The following is a 23,162-nucleotide window of genomic DNA, read 5'->3' on the forward strand; positions in this document are numbered from 1 at the left end:
GTTTACAACCGTATTGATGTTCCCATTAATTTTTTATGGGAAGGTCAAGCAAGGGTTAAGCCGAGTTGAACTGAACTTTAAAAGAGCGAGAACAAGTATGAAGATATTGTGAGGCATACTCAATCAGGAAGTACGTCTCTGGCTCTCGGCTCTGTCCAAGTTTTGTTTGTTACAGCAGTGGGACTTACAGCAGTCTCCCCTTGTATAGCTACAGCGATAAATTCCTCTACTGACGCATTTAAGCTAATTTACTGCGTTAGTTTCAGGACTCATACGGAATCCATTTCGTAAAGAATCACTATTGGGTGTAAGGGCGAAGCATTCGGTCATGATTCCTGCCACTAAGGCACAATTCTTTTGCCGAATGCTTCGCCCCTCCCGGTACTGCTACTCTACAGACGGATTTAGTATCGGATCTTCCAGCTCAGTTTCTTTAACAGCATGGGTTCTGCTCTGCTTCACCCATCCTACAAAACTCTTGAAGTAGGTTGAGTGGAGCAAAGCGGAACCCAACGTTTTAAGCGTGTTCCGCTACTAAATGGCTGGTCTGAGTCAGCAACACCCTACTTTCGTTTGCCAAACTTCGCTTTCAGATCTTCTAAAGTGGGAGCTGAAGGCTGCGAAGCTGACGGTTGAGATTTTCCTTTTTGGGGACGATTTTGAGCAGGAGCAGGCTTATCGGCAGAACGCATGGACAGACTAATTCGTTTAAGCTGTTCATTCACTTCTAAAACGCGTACCGTCACCACCTGCCCGACTTTGACCACCTGTTTGGGATCGCTAATGAATCGGTCTGCCAACTGCGACACATGCACTAACCCGTCCTGATGGACACCAACGTCAACAAAGGCACCAAAGTTAGCCACGTTGGTGACTACACCTTCTAGCTCCATGCCCTCCTTTAAATCAGAGATTTCCTTTATCCCTTCCTTAAACGTGGCATATTTGAACTCGGCACGGGGATCACGTCCAGGCTTCTCCAATTCCGCTAGAATGTCGCGCAGGGTTGGTTCACCGATCGCCTCTGTCACATATTTCTTCAGGTCAATCTGCTTTAACCGAGCGGCAATTTCAGTGATGTTTTGCAGCGGTTGATTTAAATCAGCCGCAATTTGCTCAACTACGCGATAGCTTTCTGGGTGAACCGCTGTGTTGTCCAACGAATTTTCGCCCTCTCGAATGCGTAAAAAACCAGCCGCCTGTTCAAACGCTTTTGGTCCCAATTTGGGTACTTTCAACAGTTGGCGACGATTACGGAATGCGCCGTTTTGATTACGATAGGTGACGATGTTGTTGGCGACGGCAGCAGAAATACCCGACACAAACGTGAGTAATTCCTTTGAGGCGGTGTTCAGATCTACGCCAACGTAGTTCACACAGCTTTCAACGGTTTCGTCCAGTTTCTTTTTCAACAGTTTCTGGTCAACGTCGTGCTGATATTGCCCCACGCCAATCGATTTAGGGTCAATCTTCACCAGTTCTGCAAGTGGATCTTGGAGACGACGACCAATGCTAACGGAGCCGCGAACGGTGATATCTTGATCAGGAAATTCGGCGATCGCTACCTCACTGGCTGAATACACCGACGCGCCCGCCTCATTCACGATTACCGAAATGGGCTTGCGTTCTAGCGTTTGCAGTACTTCTTTGACAAACTCATCGGTTTCCCGTCCAGCCGTACCATTGCCGATCGCCACCAGTTCAATGTGATAAGTCTGAATCAGGTCTGCGAGCGTTCGGGCTGCCTGTTTGCGCTGCTCAGCCGAATGGTGGGGAAAGATCGTTTGATACTTTAAAAATTGACCCGTTTGATCCAGCGCGACCACTTTGCAGCCCGTGCGAAAACCGGGGTCGATCGCCAAAGTAGGTTTCATTCCGGCAGGAGCAGCTAACAACAGTTCCCGCAGGTTTGCCTCAAAGGTTTTGATTGACTCCACATCAGCGGCTTGCTTCTTGGCAGTGCGAACTTCAGTAATCAATGAGTTTTTCATCAGCCGATCGAAAGCGTCCTGCACCATTGCCCGATAAAAGTCACGCACCAGTTTCACTTTCGTGCGGATTTCCTCAGATTCTAGATAAGACAGCACTGCATCTTGGTCAAACCCCAGCGCTACTTCCAAAATGCCTTCTGCCTCACCCCGATAGAGCGCTAACAGGTTATGGGGTGCAACCGTTTTAACCTTCGTTTGATAGTTGCGATACATCTCAAACTTGGTCGATCCTTCTGCATGGTCTGGCTTGATGCGCGAGGTCAATACGCTGGATTCCATCAGGTATTCACGCAAATAGGCGCGGTGTTTTGCGGTATCTGCTACCTCTTCTGCCAGGATGTCTGACGCACCACTCAGGGCAGCCTCAGCCGTTGCTACTCCCTTCTCGGCAGAAATGTATTTGGCGGCTTCCTCTTCCAGCGATCGCCCTTCTGCCTTGGGATGATTCAGCGATTTAAGCCACGTTGCGAGTGGTTCCAGCCCTTTCTCACGAGCGATCGCTGCTCTGGTGCGACGTTTGGGACGATAGGGCAGATATAAATCTTCTAATTCATTTTTTTGCAGACACGCCTCTATTTTGGTGCGCAGCTCGTCGGTGAGTTTGTCCTGCTGGGCGATCGACTCCAGAATGCTCTGCTTGCGCTCTTCTAACTCTGTCAAGTAGGTGTAGCGATCGAACAGGTTACGCAATTGTGTTTCGTCCATTTCGCCTGTGCGCTCTTTGCGGTAACGGGCAATAAACGGCACCGTTGCGCCTTCGCCAAAAAGCTCTAGGGCATTTTGAATCTGAAGCGGTTTGAGCGAGAGTTCGTTTGCCAGCAGTTGAGGAATGTTCAGCATCGAGTCTATCTAGAGAGCCTGATCTAGGATAGACCCTATGATAGCGGGATTAGGGATTGGGGACTTTAAACCTCGTTTCCAGGTTCTACCTTGTAACGAGGAGCCCCCAAACCCCAACTTCTATCACTCAGCTTTTTTACGACGAGATGCGCCGAAAGCAGCTAGCGACAAGATAATTCCCGCTACCGTTCCGGGTTCTGGAACCGATTCAGTATCAAGACTTTCGGGACGATCACCTTTGAACAGGTGCAGGTTGGACTGACCGTTGCCTGACAGAGAGCCTGCAATCAGGTTGCCGTTGATGTGACCATTGTTGAATTTCACAGCGGCGTTAGGAGCTAAGACGCTGCCCATGATGCTGATGCTGTTTAGGTCAAGCGACTTTGCCTCAGAGAAGTTGAACAAGACGTTTTGGGCTTTGCCTCGACACCCCATGTGAACATTGCTGTTGTTGCAGTCTTCCCCATTAAAGAAGAAGCCAAACCCTGACATAGAAACAACTTCGCCAGTGACGTTGATTAGAACAGTAGAGTCTTCAGGAGCCAGGATGTTGAAGTATTTCGTATTTGCCAACTCATCAGCGGAGATATTGAAAATATTCAGCTTAGAGTCAGAACCTTCCATTGTTGCCAACAGGCTAGTGCCATATTGCTCAAAGAATGTTTTGGTATTGTTTCCAATGATGGTGGTGAAACGGTTGCCCCATTCTTCTCTCACTTCTTTGGTTGTGGGGACAGCCTGTGATTGGGCGTGGAGAGAGGCAGATAGCGTGCGGAGGTGCTGTCCGGCGGCAGCAAAGTCAATGGGTTGCCCTTGGGTGATATTGCCCTGCCGAATTACCTGATTGTTGGTATCTAATATTTCAAAGCCAACGTTAGAGGCGATCGCCTGATTTCCACCAAACGTGGCATCTCCGTAAACTTTACCATTGCTGAGGGTCGTGTCTCCCCTAACAACCATGACCTCTCCATTGCCCTCACCCCTTAGCAGCATTCCGACGGCAAAGCCATCCGTAAAGCTGGCATCACCACCGACAGCTAATTTTCCTTCGGTATCTGTGCCGGTCTGATTATAGTCTCCCAATACAAAAACGTTGTACTCTGCAGCGGGTCCGAGGCTAACCGCGCCTGCCTGCGTTGCATAACCAACGCTAAAAGCAACAATTGGAAGGGTCGCTGCCAATTGCCCAAAGCGAATCAGTGTATGACTCATAGTCGAGAGTTCCAATAAGTGGTGCAACTTCTGTAACTCTCATCGGACAACTGCGGACATTACAGGGCGTTTGTATCAGAGCTTACCGTCTCTTTACCAGAGGTCTTAGCTTTGTTAGCAAGAGAACAAATTTTCTCTAATCAACTGGTGGAGCGGAATTCAGGAGAAAAAAGAAAAATTGCAGCCTCAAAGCAAATCGTTTTGAAGCTGCAATTTTTACTATATTTAGCGATGTAGTGTTTGAGATTATTCCCTTCTCAATTAAAGATCAGGGATGCGCCCCCCCGTCGCGGGAGCACATCCCTGATCTTTTACTGGAAAAGGAGTAATTAGTCCTCTCCACCCCAATCATCATCATCTTCCTTATCTACACCATAGAGAGGGGCATCCATAATCTCCTCCAACTCTTCTACTGGCTTATAGGGGATCTCTTCAGCCGTCTCATAAGGCTTAAATCGCCCAGTGCTTTCTAACCATTCGAACATTGATTCATTCTCTCTAGGAGGAATGACAAGTGGCTTTTGGCTCAAAAGTTCTTGACGGAGAGCAGGATTACGTGGCGTGGACATCTTTGCTCACCTAATTAGCTATTTGTATTAACTACTCTAACACAGAAACAGAGCCTGGTAAAAGTTTATACATCTTGCAGCTTCACAACGCAGTTTTTCATTGAGCTCGCTAATCCTCCATGGGTTGACTAAGAGGACAAGACACAAACTTTTTCCCTGACCAATCTGTAAAAGTGGTGTCGTTTTGATGGTGTCGAGGAGTTTGCATCAGTAAACGCCAAACTTCCCCTGCCTCTAATAAATTCAACCGTTCGGGATAATGGAGCTGCAGTAATTTTTGAACAACAGGATAATAATCACAATTTATCCCTGGAAAGATATGGTGTTCCGTGTGATAAGAGAAATTTAGGTGAAGCACATCCAATAGCTTAGGGACTTTCAGAGAGACACTATTAATTAACGGATCGTTGATGCTTGTCATTTGACACAGCATGTGATTTGTAAAAATGTAGAACATAGCTCCGGCATAGCCAATTCCGATCGGCAGGAAATAGCTCAACACCAGTTTGATTGGCTCAAAGTTTAGATAAGCCATGATACTGAAGTGAAGCATGAAAATTAGCAGAAATTCCTGGGCGATCGCCCAACGCTCCCTAGCGCTAACTGTAAAAGCAGCGGGAACATAGTCAACATCTTTGCGATTAAACAACAGTACAGAAGTGAGATTGCGAAAGCCATGAATTCCCCAAGCTGTAGCCATGCCAATGGCTAAACAAATAGGATTTACCTCGGAAGAGGGGACAAATTGATTCTGAATCCACTTTCCCCAAGTGTTGGACTGCTTGGATAAATAATTGCGATCCGGATCAGCTAAAGAATTCGTCTTACCATGATGTTCTCGATTATGAACTGCTTTCCAGAGTGTGGGAGGCATCCACCACATAGCTAAACCCAACAAACTGATCCAATGAATTAGACGAGAATTTTTAATAACGCTGCCGTGCATCAACGCATGAGAGCTGAACAATAAAACAATGATGCTGTTGCCCATAATGAGCGTCAGGGGTAAATAAAGCCATAAAAGGCTGGTTTGCCACTGATTTAAGTAGGTTGCGATCGCCCAGCCTAATCCTAAAATGATCAGATTAAGCAGAAGGATGACGAGCTTATTTAGATCAGGCTCAAATGCTTCGACCGGAAGCAATGGACGCAACAATTTGATGTAATCGGCTTGAGGAATTAACAGTTGCTCATCAACTGACTTCATAGATTTGCTTAATAATTTTAGAGTTAACAGTTGGGGTGTAATTGAGAGATGTATCGAACAATCTTCAAACGCTATCTCTCAACAGATGCGGGGCAACAGCTATCAATAACTGTTACCCCGCATCTAAAAAGTATTATTCAACCAAGCAATTAAGCAGGCAATAATACGGTGTCAATGATGTGAATCACGCCGTTATCTGCTGCAACATCAGGAGTTGCAACTGTGGCATCATTTACCTTAACACTGCCATTTGTAGCATCGATTTTTACATCTGAACCTTCAACAGTAGTTGCTGATTTTAGCTTAACTACATCAGATGCCATCACTTTGCCTGAAACAACGTGATAAGTCAGAATTTGCTTGAGTTTTGGGATGTCCTTAAGCAGTGCATCTACCGTCCCATCAGGGAGTTTAGCGAACGCTTCATCAGTAGGTGCAAAAACAGTAAAAGGACCAGCGCCTTTCAAAGTATCTACCAGATTGGCAGCTTTAATTGCAGTAACTAGGGTGCTGAAAGAACCAGCATTAGCGGCAGTATCAACAATGTTAGCCAACGAAATCACCTAGTTTTTTTGCTTGTCTGCTGACTAGTGTAGACTACTTTCCAAAAAGAAAGTATCGCTTGTTGCTTTTTCACTTGGTACTTCCTGCATAGAAATAGTAGGTGGGGCGCTCAGTACCTCACCTACCATTCCTAAAAACATTACAATGCTGTACTATCTTTCAGTTTTATTCAAACTCTTGTTTGATTCGACCCACTTCAGTTCCAGGATAGTAATTACTCAAGATTTGCTGGTAGTTATATCCTTGATTTGCTAAATCTAGCGCTCCTAGCTGACTCATTCCGCGTCCTTGAAAAGCTTCCATCACGATCGCATCTGAGGCAGCATACAGCGACTCAACAATGCCGCCTTCGTAGCTAACAAACTCTCCAGCGGTTGCATCGACCGCCTGACGAATTGTATCTGCCTCTCGTTCAATGCCTCGATAGACCTGATAGCGCTCGGTTGAACCTATATCATAGGCAGAATGGACAGGTTTAAAGTGATAGGTCAACCCATAGGAACGAGCGGCGATCGCCTGTGCCTTGAGCGCCTCCACATTCCAACTGGGTGATACTTCACTACCTACAACGCTGTAGAGGTAGCTTCTCATGTCCACAAAGTTGACTGCCCAAAGATTTCCCCCCTCCGCAATCAACAACAATCGCCCACGATAGCCGCGATCGCCCAAATAAAACAATCCTTGAGGCGACGGATCGATCATCACCACAGAGGGCAGTTGGGCGGAGTTTAGCTGAACTGAATTGCCACTGGGCTGAGCCGTGTAGGTTGTCTCAGCAGAGAGCGTTTGCAGTTGCTCCCCATTTTCGTCAAACACAACTGCGTCTGTGGACGTGCGAATGGCAGCAGAAGGAATCCCTGTAGCGATCGCCACCCGCATTTCAATCAGCGAATCGACCGACGGTAAAGAAGACAAAAACTCTTCGGTGTTGCGGCGGTTCAATTCCTCCTGCTCTGGGGTTAGGGTAGGAGCCGCAGCCGATGGCGTTGGCGAGGGTGTAGGGGAAGCCTGGGTTGCAGGTGTGGCATCCGGGGAGGGAATAGATGCAGCAGCCAGCTTTGTCGCGTCCCGTTCTATTGGGTAAGTCAAGTTAGCCCCAGCAGGCACTGCACCAGATAACAGCAGTTGCCTAGCCAAAACCACTCCAACCGCTACCACTCCCAGCAGCGGCAGCATGACCCAGGTATAAGGTTTGAGCCGTTTAATGGTTTGCTGCCAATTCATCTTCAAGCAGTTCAAATGCTCCTCACTAAACTACTCGATGAGCTAAGCAACCAGCAAATTTGCCACTTCTGCGTGCATCAGGGCAATGTTAGGGTCACGCTGAATAGCGTGATAGTAGCGCTTTTTCAATGCATTTTCTGAAGCAGGCTGAATCAGCGATCGCGCCTGCTCCAAAAGCTGGTTTGCCTGCTCTAGGGTGACTGGCTCCTTACCGCTCAGCGTCTCATCCAGGTGAGCAATAAACTGAGAAATAGGGCGCAGCCAGCTAAACCATTCGTGCCCAATTACCAATTGAAAAAACTCGCCATTCGTCTGAATGCGTCCGTGAAACTGCTCATAGACAATCCGTTCAGAATCTAGCAGAGCCTTGTGCAGGCGGATTAATGCAGTCCGTAACTGGCGCAAGCGTTGCAGTAAAGGAGCCAAAGCTGGATCAACTGAAGACATGGGTAGAGATTAAAGCAGCACTTTCTACATCCTTGCATATTTGATCAGGGGTCATGGGTCTTGCCAGGTTACGAATCCTGCGACCGGAATTGCTCAAACCATTCCTGGTAGGTGCGCTGGATCTGGGAGTTTTCGACTAAAAGCTCGACGTTGACCTGATTGCAGCGGTGGGGAAGGGCTTTGGCGATCGCCTCCAACATCTGTCCGGCTAGACGCGGACTGGGAAACTCGTGGTAAGTTTTTTGCACATCCCAGCCGCCCAGCAAGATTTCAATATTGACCTGCTTGCAGCGGTGGTGCAAAGTCTTAGCGATCATATCTAGGACATGGCTGGCAGCCGCAGGAGTGGCAAATTCGCCCTTAACTCTAGGTAGATAGGTTGAATCTGAAGCATCAGCAAACTCAACTCCAATCACTTCCCCTTTGCCCAGGTCAATCGCCGCAAGCTGGCGAGTTTCTGCGCCGACATCTGTCCCAATCTGCTCTATGATTAGCTTCTCGTAGCGCACCGGCACCTCGACCATGCGCGTTTCAACTTCTTTACGCACAATCACCTCACCCGCTTTGCGTTTGCCGCGATTGAGGACTAGCTTCTCTTCGAGGGTTCGCACGACTTCTTCGATCACCTGCGATGGCTCAGTCGTAGACGAAGTGGTGTCCGACAGAGCATCAGTCGCCGGAGGCGTCGTTTCTAAAGCGCCTTGAAGTCCTTCGGGCGGAAAGGGATCAAATTCGCCAGAAGATTCAACCTCTCGCTTGGAACCACCGACCAGACTTAGCTCTTGCGACCTTTCGCCAGAAGTTAGTTCTGCTAGCTCTCGGCTCTCGGAGGTATCAAGCGATTGATGCTCAGGCAAATGCTCAACTTCTGCCTCGCTCAGCTTGGTGAAGAAAGTGCGGTTTGGAATATCAATCTTTCGCAGCAAACCACTATGAATCAACAGCGTGCGATTTCCGGTAGGCGTGGGGTGAATGACCGCCAGGTTAAAATTTCCTTCATCCCCCGAAGGGTCTAGCACTAAATCTTGGACTTCGCCAATCAACCCACCTTGCGCGTCAAGCACCGCAAAGTTATTCACTTTTCCCCTTAACCTGTCAACCAAAGCTTTGGCATGACGAGCGTTTGACACTGTAGATGCAGCTTTTTTGACAGATTTTAGGTCGTTCATCTTGCAATTCCAGTAGGTGTGATGAAATCTATATAACAATCCTAACTGAGTGGACTGGCTGAATGGGTGGTGAGAGGCGCACTCGGCTCGTCTTACAGCTGATTTAGAACTGCTATATAAAATCTATATTGTCAAAAATTCTGGCGTTGTACCAAATCCGTTTTAATTGTCAAAATTTTTTCACCAGAAAATTTTCGCTGAACCGCCCTGGGCAAGGCTGGAGAATGATTTATACCGGACTGATTTGCTTCCAGGTGCGCTCGCTAATTTCATCCGCTGGAAACATACATTCAATCCGCAGTTCTTGAAGCGTGATGTCATAGGGTGTCCCTAAAGTGGCGATCGTTGAGAAAAACTGCAGCTCCAGCGCATCTCGCTTAAGGTGGATAGTCAGAAGTAGCGTATTTTGTGCGGTGTGGTTTGTGGTATGCCAAATTTCAGGGACACCTGGATAACTCATCAGTTCGTGCAGCAGCAGGGTAGACATAGACTGTTCATGTTCAACTTCTGCCATCGCTTCACGGTGCAGCCGTTGCAGCAAATGCTCTGAAAATTCTTCCCAGTTGACAATAAACGGACGTAGCCCTTGGGGATGAAAGACAGCCCGCATCAGATTGATCTTTCCGTCTGTGCAAAAGTGAGCTTGCAGTCGATCTAGCCCAATGAAAGTCGTCAGTAGCCGGGTTGCAGCATCATTGGCTAAAAGCAGATGCCAGTAGCGATCGACTACGAGTGCCGGGTAGGGTTCCTGCTGCCGCAACATAAAATCGATCGCCTTACGCACCGACGCCATCTCAGGAGCCGCCAAATCTGTCTCAGCGTGAATTGGAGTAAATCCTGCTGCCGTCAGCATCAAGTTTTGCTGCCTGAGCGGAATCTCTAGAACAGTTGCCAGTTGCAGCACCATTTCTCGGCTGGGTTTAGCCCGTCCCGACTCAAGGAAACTAATGTGGCGTTGAGAAACTTGACTGGTCACTGCCAAATCAAGCTGACTGAAACCCCGCTGGTTGCGCCACTGTTTCAGCAGTATGCCGAATGAGTGCTTTTGATCAGGATTGGCAGCGGTCAAATGTTGAACCATAGAATTCCTAATGGAATGACGGGACGACCTACATCGATCTGCTGCGTGGGTCTTCTGCGTGAATCGTAGCGCAATGGAACCGTTCTACCATTCATGCTTCAAAAAATGATTCATGCAATGCTGTCTTCAAATTGTGTCCTTCAAATTGTGTCCTTCAATTCTTGGTACACCTGCTTCAGATCATTAAGCTGATAGTGAGCATTCAACCCACTGGGGTTTGGCAAAACCCAAATCAAAGTGTCGTGGAGTATCTCAGGCTGTCGTCCTAGAGTAGCTTTGGGCCGTTTGAACGCAGTGCGATAGGCGCTAATTCCCAGAATGGCAAGACATTTGGGGCGATCGCGCATCACTTTGGTGGCTAACTGTTGATGTCCTATCACCAGTTCTTCAGCGTCAAGTTCGTCTGCTCTAGCGGTTGCTCGATCGACAATATTAGTGAGTCCGTAGCCAAAAGTGAGAAGCTGTTGATCTTCGGATGGGTGGAGCAGGCGATCGGTAAATCCTGCGGCGTACAGCGTTTTCCAAAATCGGTTGCCCGGACGCGCAAAATGATGTTGAACCACTGCGCTGTAGAGACTGGGATTAATACCGCAAAACAACACTCGCAGCTCAGGTGCGATGATATCTGGAACCGTTTTGCCAACCGCTGCCTGAATTTCAGCTTTCGTCGGTTTGTAAGAAGTCATGCGAATGTAAGTTTACCGATACTTAAATTTCATCGCCAAGATGGTTAATGCCAGCATCAACGTGACTGCATTTGCGATGATTACAGGGAAGTCACGGGTAAGAATGCCGTAGATCAGCCACAGGGTTACACCACTGCAAAACACAACAAACATACCTGTGGATAAATCATTAGCTGACTTAGTACGCCAGGTTCTTAGCACCTGCGGGACGAAGGCTGTAGTGGTTAGCAAACCTGCCAACAATCCCAAAAGAAAAGTAAAGTCCATAAGCCAGCCAGCGGTAGCGCAACAGCTTTAGGGTACATGGAAAACCGTTCTTTGTCGCTGGCGATCGCCCTTAAATTCCTTCGTCCGAAAAATCCTCATACTTGACGTGCAACAATTTTAGTATCGTCCGTAGTGGCGTAAAATGGAGAGATTTTGAGGGGCGATCGCCCCGTCTATTTTCAATGTAATCACCTCAAATACTTGCCGATAACTTTTCAACGGCTGGGTGCAGGCGGGTTGTTATGCTGTTTCGCCTGATGCATCACTTATTGAACGCTCCAATCCATATCTCATCATGGCTGGAACAATGATCTTATGCACTGGTCTAACCGGAAGAAAATAAGCTCGACCCAACCAGTTATTGAACTTGACTACAGTTGAAACAACAACCCAGCATTTTTTCTCCTCACGCTTTAATTGGATCGAAACTCGGTAATCTAGATGCTTATCATCTTCACCGAGCATAATCTCTTCGTTCTGCCTACGATCAAGTATCTCAAATGCGCCAACGGCTGTTCCTGGTTGAAGTTCGTCTTGACTACTGGATGGAACTGCATCAATCGATGTCTTTAAACCAAACGGGCGAACAATGACATTGCGGAGTTCCAATAACTGCGCGACCCACTGCGGCATTGTCAAGAAGATTGCTCGTGTCACTGAATCTATGTTTTGAGACTGATCTTCTAGAAGCTGACATTTAAACGCATCAGCAAAATCGAGGCGTGGCAACGATCGCATTGCTAGACTGGTACTCGGAACATCGATTTTTTGGACAACGATTTTTTCCATTTGTTCGCCTCTTCAACCTGGAAGATTGCTTCAACGATACTCCTCAGATTACCACCCCAACCATGAATTCAAAGCAAGTTAACTTTGAACATCAACAGATAGCGTCTCAACTACGGTGTTGCTGATTCCTGGGATGAACCGATTTCCGAAAGCCTAGCGTTACTAAGGTTCCATAAATCCGTTCATCTCTCATTTCAGCAACGCCTCAGCTACGTGCCCACCCAAGACTTGCGGCATAACGTTCCCGTTCACCCGCCGCAGATAACCTTTCGGACTTAATGCAGAAGCTCTATACGGTCGGTGGCAACGGGAGTGTTAGGCTGCTCATTCCAACTGGCTGGCCGACTTGCCAGTGAAAACCGCCAACTGAGCGTCGAAAGCACGTTTAAAGGCCGGCCGCGCTTCGCCACGGGCGACATAGGCTATAAGGTTCGGATAGTCGTCCAGAATACCCGATCTGCTTAGCCTGCGCAGCACCTGCACCATCAGCAGATCGCCAGCACTAAACGCCCTATCGAGCCATTCGCCATTGCCGAGCCGAGCGGAGAGGTCGTCCAGTCGGCTGCGGATGCGATCCTCGACGATCAGCAGGCGCTCCTCGTGCCAGGACTTGTCATGCTCCAAATACATAGAGATTGTGCGTTGAACGATAACAGGCTCGACCGTGGAGAGCGCGGCAAACATCCATGTGATCGCGCGTGCCCGGGCGTTCGCATCGTTCGGCAGCAGTCCCGCATGGTGCTCCGCGATATGAAACACGATCGCCCCCGACTTGAACAAGGCGAGATCGCCTTCTTCATAGGTCGGTATTTGCCCGAAAGGATGAAGCGCACGATGTGTAGCTTCCTTCATCGCACTAGATGCAACAAGACGAACGTCATAAGGCTGACCCACTTCCTCGAGCGCCCAGCGCACAGGCATGTCACGCGCCAGTCCCTGTCCGCGATCGGGCGACTGTTCAAAGGCGGTGATGGTCGGGATGGTCGGGATGGTCGGGACCATCCGAGAACTCCAATTGCGCATTTTGCTGCTCCTTCATGGATTATGTGATTGCTCCCGTTAGTCGAATGGCACAACACAAAATCGACAACCCACAGAATTTTTCACCGATAGCCAACTGTGAGCCTAACGGTTTGCTTGAGCGGCCGTCGATAACCTTTGCAATGTGCCAAGATCTTTTGGCAGTCCGCTCCAAGCAAATTGTTATACGGGGCTGTCCGCCACTACCTCAGCCGCCAATTGCTGTGTAATACCCCCATATCAGCTTTTTAGAGGTTCCGCAGATCAACCCTGGGTTCAGCGAGGGGTGAGAAAAACGATGAAACCAGGAAGATGAACGGCGGTACTGGACATTGGGTGAATGGTTATAGATGGCAAGCGTCAGTTGGATTGCTGGATTGAAGGAGGGACGTTTGTTTGCCCCAATGACGTTTGCAGATTCTTGTAACCGAGACTTGTTTGAGCTGTGGCTAGAGCAATGCCTAGTGCCGCAATTGCAGCCAGGAGATGTGATTGTGATTGACAATGCCAGTTTTCATCATGGTCAAGCCATTGAGGAGATCGTAGCTCAAGCTGGCTGTGAGATTTGGTATCTACCGCCCTATTCTCCAGACTTAAATGAGATTGAGCATTGGTGGTTTGCACTGAAGAATTGGACGCGACAGCGATGGGATGAGTTTGATAACTTTCGGGATTGTGTTGATGCTGCTTTCAAAAACTGCCCTAACGTGATTCCGTAACGCTATAACGATATTATTAGATAGATTTTTTCCAACCCAATAGCCTCCTAGAGAAAATAGCGTGAAGAAATCACACCATTTGGAAGATCGGGAAATTAGATAGATTTTTTCAGCCTAATACCCCTGTAGAAACTATATTGAATCGGGGTGGACGTGGGGCGCGAAGTCCACTGGATGGGTAAAGCGTTTTGCTTCTCACGCTCCCATTCTCATCGATCGCCCACAATTCTCTTCATACGCTTGTGTCCGATCGCTCTTTCCTTTATCCTATGAAACACTGGTTTTCCAGTGGACAAAGCTTAAGGTGAGGATAACGCTGATTAGGAGTGGTGGCACACTCGCTAACCAGCTAACCTAACTCCTGGATGTAGCAGGAGGCTAAGCTGTGTTGATTTTAAGATCAATTGCCTTGCTGAAGCAAAACGAGTGGTTGGGAAACCACGCCTTAAGCTGTTCTTCTCTACACACAACAGTGAGGCAAATAGTATGACTACAGAGTTCAACGAACTGCTGCCCGTTCCGCCTGCCGAAAAAGTGCAGATTTGGATCATTGGTACACGAGAGCAGGTAACGCATACGATCAACGAGTTTTACGTCAAGCAAATTGTCAGCGATCGCATTCACTTTACGCCAATTGTGCCAGCCCCGTTTGCGCGAGGTAAGTTTATGACGGTGTTAGAGTGATAGGTTTGGGGGTGCATCCAGCGGTTAGGAGAGCCAAATAGGTTGTGAGAAACGCGCTCTTTTGCAGTGCGCTGCTCACAACCTGTTCAAGACTGCTACATAACGTACTCTCTACCAGTGGCGATCGCACTGACCCATTCGGCATAGACGGTAATTAGTCTGTGATTAGTATCAACCACTCATTTAGGATTGTCGCCAATTTTCGATCTGTAAACTGGGAATCCGCTCAAACTCCCGTTGGTTTGCTGTAACCATAGTCAAGTTATGTTGAAGCGCGGTAGCTGCAATCAAGACATCGTAAGCACCAATTGGTTGTCCTTGAGCTTTGAGAGCAGCACGAATTTGAGCAGTTTGTTCAGCTTCTACAGTGCCGAACGGCAGAATGGTTACAGAAGATAGGATGCTGGCGATCGCAGGGTGAACCTTCTGAGCGCGTTGCGGATTTAGTGCCAATCCATAGCGTAGTTCCATGACTGTGACAGCTGAAATGGCAATGCCAGCAGGTGGAGTTTGTTTGAGTCTGGCTGTAGTTCCAGCTTCAGCTTTGATGGAAGTCGCTGATGACGCAAGTATCGAGCAGATAACGCATCAAAATAACTCCGCTTCACGGGGCGGAAGAAGTTCATCCCGGTAGGACTCAAATGCAGGAAAGTCAGGGCTTCCTTTGTAGGACAGAATAACCTCCAACCACTGGGACGTAGAATCAGATTTTGAGTGAATTAACTGGCGTAGAGCTTGCAAAATCAAGGTTTGAAGTGGAACGTTAGATTGGGCTGCTTGACGGATCAAGTCTTGCTCAAGATCTGGCGGTAAGTCGATCATGATTTGCATTAGATTTCTCCATTGATTACCAGATATAATGACTCACTCACCCTTAATCCCAGCTTCGATCGCTTTCACAAATGGGCTAACCCACCACTGGTCTGAAGCCTGTTGCAGTGCTTCAAAGAGAAATGCTTGTCCGCCAACTTTCACACGCTTCATCAAAGTTGGGTTTTGTTTTACCTCCTTTACTGCTTTTGCCACAACAATTTGCTGCTCGGATGCAGTTGAAGTTGGATAAGCCTGAGTAAGACGATTGAAAATCTGCTGAATCTCATCAAAAGCTTCTACCAAATTTTGGTCTGAGGCGTAGTTGTGTTGCGTGCCAATTTGATCCCCATGAACAGTACTATTAACATTAACTGCGCCTACAGAACCACCAAAGTTGAGATTCGGATTATTTGATCCCTGCATAATTAGAACTCCTGTCTCAATGTGTGTATTTTGATTGTTTCTACGACCACTTATAGGTTGAGGAATCTGAATTGGTTTAGGTGATTGCCATGTTTCACGCCGCATATTGGCTTTAGTATCAATTAAAGTCTTTCTAAGCCAAGTAATATCTGGCAGTTCTTGAATGAGACGTTTAATTTCAACACACGCTTGTAGAGTCCCTCGTTCTTTCAATTGTGATAAAACACTATCTCTTAGCCTTGCGATACCGTCTCTAGCTGTTACAGAGTAAGCCATCACCTCATTGCTATGGTCAGGATCTTCATCGTAAGGATATTCATGCACTAGCCAAATATATAAGTCAGCCAATTGTGCTTCAGCCAAATTTAGCTGAATTCCGTGCGAGTAACGATAGGCAACTAATTCAAGAACTTCACGTCCAAACAATAAATCTTGCTGGATGAGTGCCCAGATAAATGACCAACTCGATGATTCTGAATTTTCAATCAGTACTCTAGCAGCAATTAGAGCTTTTTCGCGCTTATTCTCATCTAATGGTAGTGGCAAGGTAATCAAAGATCTGGCAAAATTTCCAGCTTCAGCTAATCCTTGTTTTAGGAGTTCTTCCAGCAGTTGCCCAGTGCATTTGGGTTTAAGTGATGGATCTTTAGCCTTTTCCAACAAAGTCAACTTCAACTGCTCATTCCAACACTTATCAAGGCGATCAATTACGAATAGATAGTCATGTTCCTGGTTCTCTTTATTAATCAGTGCTATTAGCGTCTTGATAAATTCTTCAGGAGCATTTAGGTAAGCGTACTTAACTAGTTCCAAATAAGAATCTTCATGTTGATTACTACTGGGAGCAGCAACAATGACAGGTGCCCATCTTTGCCATATTTCAGGTGGAAGATTTTCTAAAAAATCTGTGCTTTCTGTCAGAATTAGCTGTAAAGCTCTACAGCCTGCTAGAGCAGGTCGATTGAAAGTGTTCGTCCCTATCCAGCCATAATCTACATCATCTTGTTTCTGAACATACTTCTTCGCACCTTCAATAATTCTTCTTTGAGTAGCTTCGTCTGCCTCTTGCCATCCAGAAAGTTGAGTGAGATCTAATTCAAACTCATTGTCATAGTACTGGCTCTCAGGTTCGAGAGCCATTTCCATATTAAGCTGCCACCAAGCAGACAAATCTCCAGCTTCTAACTTCTCTAAAAGCTGGAGAACTATTTCTTTTGGTAGGGGATCTAACAAAGGAATATTTTGCCTTCGGTCTTGCATTTCTTGCCTTTTGAGGTGATTAGCTCTTTGTTCTTCTGCTTGAGCCGAATCCAGTTCAATAGGTGCAAAGTTTGGGGCAAGGATTTCTTGCAAAACGCCATTAGTTTGAGTGGCTACAAGAACTGCATCTATCTGCTTTACATCCTGTTGGTTGAAACTCCATTGAATTAGTTGAGCCCAATTTTTCTGAACCTTTTCACAATTAGAGTTTTGCAGTCTTTCAAGCATCCAAAAAACATCTTCTGAACCTAAAATACTTTCCGTTAGGGAGCTTAATAGAAAGAATGGATCTTCCCCTGTTCCTGTGATAGTCAAAACAGCTTTCTCGACTAGGATATATCGTTTCTCGTTATCGTGCAAAAGCGATGAAGCAAATTGCTTTTGCAGCTTACTATCACGAGTAATAGTTCTCTGATGCTCTCTCCATTGAATTAGAGCTACTTGAGTGAAACTTTCTGCTACTCCAGGTAAATCAAAGTTTTCCCATGCTTTGAGGAGAATAGCATCCCCAAGCTTTTCAAATGGGTTTCCAAAGCATCTAATACCTTGCAAAGCAAGCCAACTGAGGGCAACTACCAAATCAACTGATCGAAGTTTTGATATCAACTCAAAATCGATAAATACTCGGTATGAGCCAAAAAAATTCCTTTTTTTAGGTCGCGTAAGAGCGTTGAATAACTCTTCTGCTGTTAAATGATCCGACCAAAGTGCTTTCAAAGCATATCCTTTCAGTCGGTCGTCTTCATCCTCTGGCAATTGTTTAATCGCAAGAGATTTTAGCTTCAATCTTGTAGTTGCATCACCAACTAAACAAATTGCTTTGGCAGCGCTCACTCTCAAGTAGATTGACTGTGTTGAATCAAGAGCAAGTTTCGCTAACTCATCCTGAAGCTCAGAGACTTCACAAACTTCAGCAATATCGATTGCCAGATCTCGTGCATCAATCTGCTTGCTAGAATCACAGATATAAGGGCGTAATTGCTCAACTAACCCAGGATACTTGAGCTTTGCGTAATGACGATAGTTATTTCTACCTCTATCAAATAGTTTCCCTTCCTCGTACTGTGTCAATAAGTTATCTATAATTGATGCTCTAATCTCTGCATCGGTCGGCACATCAGTTTGTAAAAGAACATCTGGATCGGTTTTGATGATCTCCTGAAGAACATCTGCTCTCATACTGGCTAGCCATGCAGCGGCTTCATGAAGTTGAGGGATTAGCTTGTGATCTGGATCGTCAGATGAAAAGATTAATTTCGTTATCTGCTCTAAAGATATTTCGTGCTGTGTTAAGTACCAGGCAGCTAGAAATTCAGCATGGGTTTGATGTGTCCATCCCATTCGATGTAATCCACGGGATGAGAACAGACCAGTATCTAAAACTTCTTTAATTGATTCCCTTGTAACCTCAAATTCCCTTTCATTTGCTTTCTCGTAGCCAAAACAAAGTGTTTGGAGAAGAACATCCTCATCTGGTACATCTCCATGATCAACATCAGTCCATATAGATAAACGATTGACAAGAACTGTGTTGGCAGCAATTCGAGCTGCCACGATCAAACGTTGCTCACTATCGAGATTACCTAATTGACCTGAAGCCTGACGGCTTTTATTTGCTTCCTCACAGAGAAGCTTGCATCCCTTAAGAAAGAGTTCACAACGCTTTTCATTGGTAGGGAACTGACTGTTATGTTGACGGTATGTATTTAGCAGAAACTTTAGAGTGATTGGTTTAATCGCCAACGGTACAACATCCTTCTGGTCAATTTCCTTTAGGAAATCATCAGAAGAAAAACCTTCAGCTTTCGCGGCTTCAATAACGTCTATACGGCGAAGCGGGGCTAGTTCATAAATTGCAAAGTTAGCTTCTTTCCAAAGATCCTTGAGCCCCTCCTCTAAAATTGCTGGGAATACAAACGTTCGACATGATAAACGGAGATGAAGACGACTGATATGATTCTGATACTTTGGTTTCTTAAGCTCATCAACTAAGCCTGCTGCGAGAGTCGGGATGCTCAAAAGCCCTTCATCAAGGCTATCCAGGAACAAATAGAGACGATAACTATCCCCTAACCAATCAGTAAAGGTTTCATCTTTAAACAGATCCTCCTTTAAATTGGCACAGGAGCGTAGATTCAAATCTAAGATTTGACTGGAATCGCAAATCTTCTCCTCTGTAAGGGCTTTGAGGTTCTCTAGTTCCTGAGACTTACCGATACCTGGTTCCCCTAATAAAACCAAGCATGGGATTTCAGCGATCGCCTCTAAACTCACCAAATCTGAGTTATGTGCCCTACCCCATTCTGTGTCCGGATCACACACATAACCGCTATCAACCAGATTGATACTACCTGACCGAGGGCACCAAAACCGTTTCCAGCTATAGTCCTTTCTCGACATGTTAAACAGCGATGAGGCTTAAACTCCTTCTCAAGGATAACCTCGTCTAAAAGATTTAATTTCCTTACCTGCTGACTCAATAGGTAGGTTAGCTAAGTCTCCTCTAAGGAGTGCATCCCAACAGATACTTCTAACATTGGAGGAGTTGAAAAATTCTGTAATCGCACTTGCAAATGGAAAGTTTAATCTGATGAATGCAAGTCCGGACTCCATGAATGCTTGTACTGACTTGATGAACGCTTGAATAGAGTTCATGAATAAAAGGCCGGATTTGATAAACGCAAGTCTAGACTCCATAAATGCTTATGTTGACTTGATGTCCACTTAAGTGGAGTTTATGAATGGAAGTTCTGACTTGATAAACGCAAGTTTTGACTCCATGACTGCTTATGCTGACTTAAAGTCCACTTAAGTGGAGCTTATGAATGCAGTCCTTGGCTCGATAAATCCTCCTCCGTTTGATTCTGCGTTTCAAACTTCTTCAACGTTCACCAAGTTCCAAATCTAAAGAAAGTCCTATTTTCTCGAAAAAAACTCTGATGTCAGGTCAAACCGAGCTTGATAACCTACTTGCAAGGTTTTTCAGAGTCTTATCCCATGGCAGTTTCGACAAAAGCTTGATCTGGTACTGCCTTGTGTCTCTGTGGCGGCGAGCGCTTTCCCCAGGATCACTGACAGTTTTTGAGAGTCTGCTTCAGAAGCCAATGGATTTGATTGATGACCTGATCAAGATGGGGACTTATAAGCCTCAAGCGCCAAATCTAGCAAATACCTTGACTCAGGTTGAGACGAAAGAAGCGTTGAATCTCGCATTCGCAAACCCGTCGTATCGAAATAAAGGAGTTTTCCCATGCCAGTAACAGAAACCTTAGAAATCACCAAAAAGCTGTTGGCTGCAAAAGAAGCAACGGGAGTCACATTTGCTGAGCTAGAAAAGCTCGTTGGACGGGATGAAGTCTGGATCGCCTCTGTGTTTTATCGTCAGGCTAGCGCTTCTGAAGAGGAAGCCAGCAAAATTGTCAGTGCGTTGGGACTTGGTCCAGATGATGCCGCAGAACTGTCCTCTTATCCGGTGAAAGGATTGGGTCCAATCGTCCCTACCGATCCGCTGATTTATCGGTTTTACGAAATCATGCAGGTGTATGGAATGCCAATGAAAGAGGTGATTCACGAGAAGTTTGGAGACGGTATCATGAGTGCGATCGACTTCACCCTAGATATTGAGAAAGAAGAAGATCCCAAGGGCGATCGCGTCAAAGTGATCATGAATGGTAAGTTCCTCCCCTATAAAAAGTGGTAAACAGCCAAAAGATAGTAAACACAAGCAGTTAGTTGCAGTGTAGGGCAGTACTCAGGTTGCGAGGTCGCTCTACACCTCTTTGAAAGCCATAATCAGGTAAGGGTAGTAGGGAATGCCTACTGCCTTTTTTGTTCTTTTTTTAGAATGCTGCTGATGGAAGAGGCGATCGCCTTCACTGGTTACTACGCTTAACACAATCAGTAAACGAGTTTTTCCTTAAAGTTATGTTGAAACCCTGGATGGTGATTGGCGGAGTCACCCTAATCGTTGCTCTATTTGCAGCATTTATCAAACCGCGTGATATTCCTTGGGCGGCTCGTCTAGAGCGACCCAAATGGCTGTTTTTTGAACCTGCCATTCCATTAATATGGATGGTGATTTTTGCCTGTGGTGCAGGGTCAGCGATTTTAGTTTGGCAGCAAGAACCAGGCAGCTTCAAAACCTGGCTGCTAATGGGGATCTACCTTCTAGTTGAAATCGTTACCGTTGCCTATATTCCTGCTACTCTCCAGTTCCGCAGCTTGAGCATCGGTACGGTTCTGGGTGGTACTGGCTTTATTCTAGGAAGCGGATTAGCGCTGTTTGTCTGGTCTATTACTCCCAATGCAGCCTTACTCTTACTTCCCTATGTGATCTGGAGTCCCGTTGGCACCTATGCTACGCGCAGAATGATTGATTTGAACCCCAACGCCGCTTGAGTTGCCCCGAAATTTGTTTGAATCGGTATCAGGAATCGGTATTAGAACAAGAAAGGGCGTTTCGTGAAACGTCCTTTCTTGTTCATTAGGTTCATTAGATAGATCAGTAGCGCTAATACAGGTAACCTCGTATAGACACAGTATCAATTAGCTACGAGGCTTTTTTTAACTTTGTGGACAACTCGTTGAGTCATCCGCTGAGTTTTAGTAATCAGATTAGCAGGTAGGAGGTGCTCTGGTTTATTTTGCGGCTCTCTAAGAAAGCGGTAGTGCAAAAACACATCCCGATGGGGAATCTCAACATCTTCGCCCTGGCTCAACCGAGTGAAATCTTTAGACGAATAGCTCATATAATGAATCCGCAAAATCGGCTTCATTCCCTGCTGGTTATACAGCACATTATCAACGTTGACGAATGGATCAGCATTGGCGCAGTTGCCAGTGCGTTCCTGACCGTTGGGGCTGAGGGTGAAATTGAATAGGGGGCGATCGCTGCGTAGACTGAGATAGCTAAACAAAAATGCGTCGTCCCACCAGCCCTTGCCGTTAATCCATTCAACTTCGCGATCGTCAATCAACCGCTTCTTTAAGGCCATCAGTTCCTCAGGGTTAAAAATGCCGCGCTTGGAGCCAAAGAAACTACCACAGTGTAGTTTAGAGCGCACGTCATTGCGTGAATACAGCCCCGTCTTCTCAATTGTGGAGAGATTTAATGCGGCAATGGCTTCAGGCTTCAAATGCTCCCAGTCATTGAACACAAAATCGTAGAAATTGAGCTTCTCGATGATATCGTCAAGCGGCTTCATGACCAACGTATCTGCATCAAAGAAAACAAATTTCTCAAACGGACCATCAAATGCTGCAAAGCGTCTCTGAACATGGCTTCGGTACCATCCTGGTAGCGGCAAGTGAGTCTGTTTAGCCCTAGGATGAGCAGCCCAAACTTCTTCAGCAAAGTCTTCCCATCGACGGATTGCATCCCAATCGTCAAAGAAAGTAACGTTACGTCTAGAGCTGACCTCTAATCCCACTCGTTTCGGCATCTCATTGTAAGGGATGATACAGACGGGAATGTCAGCACCAGCATTCACCTTAATGCTGTTTAGTAAAGCTACAACCTGGTCGTAAACGACATCGCTCGATAAGGTATAGATACCGAAGGGTTCCATAGTGGTAGACTCCTGAGTGGGCTTTGATTAGGGGGCAAAGGAGGGAGTAGTCTCGACATGAGGCTGAGAGAGGCTTTACCGAGAACAGCACTTCTCCTCAGCAAAAGGACTTAAGAGGGGTTTACTGCTATCTTTGGCATCGCATGACTTAAAGCATCGGAACTCAAAAGACTGGTTCCGTGCATTTTGCACCCACTTACGTGGGAAAGCGCGCCATTTTGTACCTCCATCCAGCGGAAGGATATCAAAACTTCCACCGCAACACGTTCAGCCAGGTGAAATGTTACACGGAGGGCTTAGCAAAGAACTGAACAGCAACACTAATTTTTAATGGATATACAGTAGCAGTACGTAGAGGAAGGAAGAAGATAAGAGACATGAATTCATGTAATCTTTAACACTTAGCGTCCGTACTGACAGAAGTTTTATAGGTAAACAGTCCAAAAGCTTGAATTTAAGCCACCCGCGTTTTGATTTTTTAAAGGAAACTTCATCCGAACCCTGCAACGACTGATACGGAATCCGGATGGTAGAGTGACACTAATTTATTCCTCCTTCCACCAATGAAAAAGTGTGTGTCCACGAATGGTGTCTGGCATGGCTGAAAGAGTAAGACAACGAGAAGCTAAC

The 23,162-nt window shown here is 46.3% G+C and carries 20 protein-coding genes and 1 pseudogene; 4 read left to right on the top strand and 17 right to left on the bottom strand.

Annotated features, from left to right (window positions below; genetic code table 11):
- Positions 1 to 563 precede the first annotated feature (563 nt).
- From H6F93_RS22235 to H6F93_RS22295, 13 genes are all read right to left on the bottom strand, one after another.
- The gene (locus H6F93_RS22235) at positions 564 to 2,831 is read right to left on the bottom strand and encodes a Tex family protein (protein WP_190685481.1); all 2,268 of its coding nucleotides are present in this window, start codon (positions 2,829 to 2,831) and stop codon (positions 564 to 566) included.
- 123 nt (positions 2,832 to 2,954) lie between these two features.
- A complete protein-coding gene (locus H6F93_RS22240) occupies positions 2,955 to 4,043 on the bottom strand; it encodes a choice-of-anchor A family protein (RefSeq protein ID WP_190685484.1) in 1,089 nt (362 codons plus the stop codon).
- Between the two features lie 329 nt (positions 4,044 to 4,372).
- Positions 4,373 to 4,612, bottom strand: coding sequence for a DUF3134 family protein (locus H6F93_RS22245; RefSeq protein ID WP_190642077.1), 240 nt, complete (start codon positions 4,610 to 4,612; stop codon positions 4,373 to 4,375).
- A 109-nt stretch (positions 4,613 to 4,721) separates the two neighbouring features.
- Positions 4,722 to 5,819, bottom strand: a complete 1,098-nt coding sequence (locus H6F93_RS22250) for a fatty acid desaturase family protein (protein ID WP_190685487.1) — start codon at positions 5,817 to 5,819, stop codon at positions 4,722 to 4,724.
- Positions 5,820 to 5,968: 149 nt separating this feature from the next.
- On the bottom strand, positions 5,969 to 6,382 hold the full coding sequence (gene cupS / locus H6F93_RS22255) for a CO2 hydration-associated protein CupS (protein ID WP_524537995.1): 414 nt from the start codon (positions 6,380 to 6,382) through the stop codon (positions 5,969 to 5,971).
- A gap of 166 nt (positions 6,383 to 6,548) precedes the next feature.
- Positions 6,549 to 7,607: a SpoIID/LytB domain-containing protein gene (locus H6F93_RS22260; protein WP_190685490.1), complete on the bottom strand. Its 1,059-nt coding sequence runs from the start codon at positions 7,605 to 7,607 to the stop codon at positions 6,549 to 6,551.
- Positions 7,608 to 7,649: 42 nt separating this feature from the next.
- Positions 7,650 to 8,054 carry a hypothetical protein gene (locus H6F93_RS22265; RefSeq protein ID WP_190642081.1) on the bottom strand — a complete coding sequence of 135 codons (405 nt, stop codon included), beginning with the start codon at positions 8,052 to 8,054 and terminating at the stop codon, positions 7,650 to 7,652.
- A 68-nt stretch (positions 8,055 to 8,122) separates the two neighbouring features.
- On the bottom strand, positions 8,123 to 9,223 hold the full coding sequence (locus H6F93_RS22270; RefSeq protein WP_190685495.1) for a DUF2382 domain-containing protein: 1,101 nt from the start codon (positions 9,221 to 9,223) through the stop codon (positions 8,123 to 8,125).
- A gap of 229 nt (positions 9,224 to 9,452) precedes the next feature.
- Positions 9,453 to 10,304 carry a helix-turn-helix domain-containing protein gene (locus H6F93_RS22275; protein WP_190685498.1) on the bottom strand — a complete coding sequence of 284 codons (852 nt, stop codon included), beginning with the start codon at positions 10,302 to 10,304 and terminating at the stop codon, positions 9,453 to 9,455.
- 140 nt (positions 10,305 to 10,444) lie between these two features.
- On the bottom strand, positions 10,445 to 10,990 hold the full coding sequence (mug, locus tag H6F93_RS22280) for a G/U mismatch-specific DNA glycosylase (protein ID WP_190685501.1): 546 nt from the start codon (positions 10,988 to 10,990) through the stop codon (positions 10,445 to 10,447).
- Between the two features lie 12 nt (positions 10,991 to 11,002).
- Positions 11,003 to 11,257, bottom strand: coding sequence for an SWEET family sugar transporter (locus H6F93_RS22285; protein WP_190642085.1), 255 nt, complete (start codon positions 11,255 to 11,257; stop codon positions 11,003 to 11,005).
- A 240-nt stretch (positions 11,258 to 11,497) separates the two neighbouring features.
- The gene (locus H6F93_RS22290) at positions 11,498 to 12,046 is read right to left on the bottom strand and encodes a DUF2867 domain-containing protein (protein ID WP_190685504.1); all 549 of its coding nucleotides are present in this window, start codon (positions 12,044 to 12,046) and stop codon (positions 11,498 to 11,500) included.
- Between the two features lie 324 nt (positions 12,047 to 12,370).
- Positions 12,371 to 13,048, bottom strand: a complete 678-nt coding sequence (locus H6F93_RS22295) for a glutathione S-transferase family protein (RefSeq protein WP_190685506.1) — start codon at positions 13,046 to 13,048, stop codon at positions 12,371 to 12,373.
- A gap of 377 nt (positions 13,049 to 13,425) precedes the next feature.
- On the opposite strand from H6F93_RS22295, the pseudogene H6F93_RS22300 reads away from it, so the two are divergent.
- Both H6F93_RS22300 and H6F93_RS22305 read left to right on the top strand, forming a co-directional pair.
- Positions 13,426 to 13,785 (top strand): annotated as a pseudogene (locus H6F93_RS22300) (transposase); the annotation flags it as partial.
- A gap of 486 nt (positions 13,786 to 14,271) precedes the next feature.
- Positions 14,272 to 14,469 (top strand): hypothetical protein, encoded by a 198-nt coding sequence (locus H6F93_RS22305; protein WP_190685509.1) that lies wholly within the window; start codon positions 14,272 to 14,274, stop codon positions 14,467 to 14,469.
- Between the two features lie 183 nt (positions 14,470 to 14,652).
- On the opposite strand, the gene H6F93_RS22310 is transcribed toward H6F93_RS22305, so the two are convergent.
- The 3 genes from H6F93_RS22310 to H6F93_RS22320 form a co-directional block, all read right to left on the bottom strand.
- Positions 14,653 to 14,940, bottom strand: a complete 288-nt coding sequence (locus H6F93_RS22310; protein WP_242043566.1) for a PIN domain-containing protein — start codon at positions 14,938 to 14,940, stop codon at positions 14,653 to 14,655.
- A gap of 117 nt (positions 14,941 to 15,057) precedes the next feature.
- On the bottom strand, positions 15,058 to 15,300 hold the full coding sequence (locus H6F93_RS22315; protein ID WP_190685512.1) for a hypothetical protein: 243 nt from the start codon (positions 15,298 to 15,300) through the stop codon (positions 15,058 to 15,060).
- Positions 15,301 to 15,333: 33 nt separating this feature from the next.
- A complete protein-coding gene (locus tag H6F93_RS22320) occupies positions 15,334 to 19,239 on the bottom strand; it encodes an NACHT domain-containing protein (RefSeq protein WP_199313906.1) in 3,906 nt (1,301 codons plus the stop codon).
- 976 nt (positions 19,240 to 20,215) lie between these two features.
- On the opposite strand from H6F93_RS22320, the gene cynS reads away from it, so the two are divergent.
- Positions 20,216 to 20,665, top strand: a complete 450-nt coding sequence (cynS, locus tag H6F93_RS22325; protein WP_190685518.1) for a cyanase — start codon at positions 20,216 to 20,218, stop codon at positions 20,663 to 20,665.
- A gap of 224 nt (positions 20,666 to 20,889) precedes the next feature.
- Entirely contained in the window at positions 20,890 to 21,363 is a 474-nt protein-coding gene (locus tag H6F93_RS22330; RefSeq protein WP_190642092.1) for a TspO/MBR family protein, read from the top strand.
- 143 nt (positions 21,364 to 21,506) lie between these two features.
- On the opposite strand, the gene H6F93_RS22335 is transcribed toward H6F93_RS22330, so the two are convergent.
- Positions 21,507 to 22,532 (bottom strand): Npun_R2821/Npun_R2822 family protein, encoded by a 1,026-nt coding sequence (locus H6F93_RS22335; RefSeq protein WP_190685521.1) that lies wholly within the window; start codon positions 22,530 to 22,532, stop codon positions 21,507 to 21,509.
- Between the last annotated feature and the right edge of the window lie 630 nt (positions 22,533 to 23,162).

It is taken from the genome of Leptolyngbya sp. FACHB-671, assembly GCF_014695745.1.
Classification (GTDB): Bacteria; Cyanobacteriota; Cyanobacteriia; order Elainellales; family Elainellaceae; genus JAAUTN01.

Bases quoted from the DNA above. Each gene is read 5' to 3' on its own strand.
- H6F93_RS22235 (WP_190685481.1), bottom strand. From the start codon at position 2,831: ATGCTGAACATTCCTCAACTGCTGGCAAACGAACTCTCGCTCAAACCG.
- H6F93_RS22240 (WP_190685484.1), bottom strand. From the start codon at position 4,043: ATGAGTCATACACTGATTCGCTTTGGGCAATTGGCAGCGACCCTTCCA.
- H6F93_RS22245 (WP_190642077.1), bottom strand. From the start codon at position 4,612: ATGTCCACGCCACGTAATCCTGCTCTCCGTCAAGAACTTTTGAGCCAA.
- H6F93_RS22250 (WP_190685487.1), bottom strand. From the start codon at position 5,819: ATGAAGTCAGTTGATGAGCAACTGTTAATTCCTCAAGCCGATTACATC.
- H6F93_RS22260 (WP_190685490.1), bottom strand. From the start codon at position 7,607: ATGAATTGGCAGCAAACCATTAAACGGCTCAAACCTTATACCTGGGTC.
- H6F93_RS22265 (WP_190642081.1), bottom strand. From the start codon at position 8,054: ATGTCTTCAGTTGATCCAGCTTTGGCTCCTTTACTGCAACGCTTGCGC.
- H6F93_RS22270 (WP_190685495.1), bottom strand. From the start codon at position 9,223: ATGAACGACCTAAAATCTGTCAAAAAAGCTGCATCTACAGTGTCAAAC.
- H6F93_RS22275 (WP_190685498.1), bottom strand. From the start codon at position 10,304: ATGGTTCAACATTTGACCGCTGCCAATCCTGATCAAAAGCACTCATTC.
- mug (WP_190685501.1), bottom strand. From the start codon at position 10,990: ATGACTTCTTACAAACCGACGAAAGCTGAAATTCAGGCAGCGGTTGGC.
- H6F93_RS22285 (WP_190642085.1), bottom strand. From the start codon at position 11,257: ATGGACTTTACTTTTCTTTTGGGATTGTTGGCAGGTTTGCTAACCACT.
- H6F93_RS22290 (WP_190685504.1), bottom strand. From the start codon at position 12,046: ATGGAAAAAATCGTTGTCCAAAAAATCGATGTTCCGAGTACCAGTCTA.
- H6F93_RS22295 (WP_190685506.1), bottom strand. From the start codon at position 13,048: ATGGTCCCGACCATCCCGACCATCCCGACCATCACCGCCTTTGAACAG.
- H6F93_RS22305 (WP_190685509.1), top strand. From the start codon at position 14,272: ATGACTACAGAGTTCAACGAACTGCTGCCCGTTCCGCCTGCCGAAAAA.
- H6F93_RS22310 (WP_242043566.1), bottom strand. From the start codon at position 14,940: ATGGAACTACGCTATGGATTGGCACTAAATCCGCAACGCGCTCAGAAG.
- H6F93_RS22315 (WP_190685512.1), bottom strand. From the start codon at position 15,300: ATGCAAATCATGATCGACTTACCGCCAGATCTTGAGCAAGACTTGATC.
- cynS (WP_190685518.1), top strand. From the start codon at position 20,216: ATGCCAGTAACAGAAACCTTAGAAATCACCAAAAAGCTGTTGGCTGCA.
- H6F93_RS22330 (WP_190642092.1), top strand. From the start codon at position 20,890: ATGTTGAAACCCTGGATGGTGATTGGCGGAGTCACCCTAATCGTTGCT.
- H6F93_RS22335 (WP_190685521.1), bottom strand. From the start codon at position 22,532: ATGGAACCCTTCGGTATCTATACCTTATCGAGCGATGTCGTTTACGAC.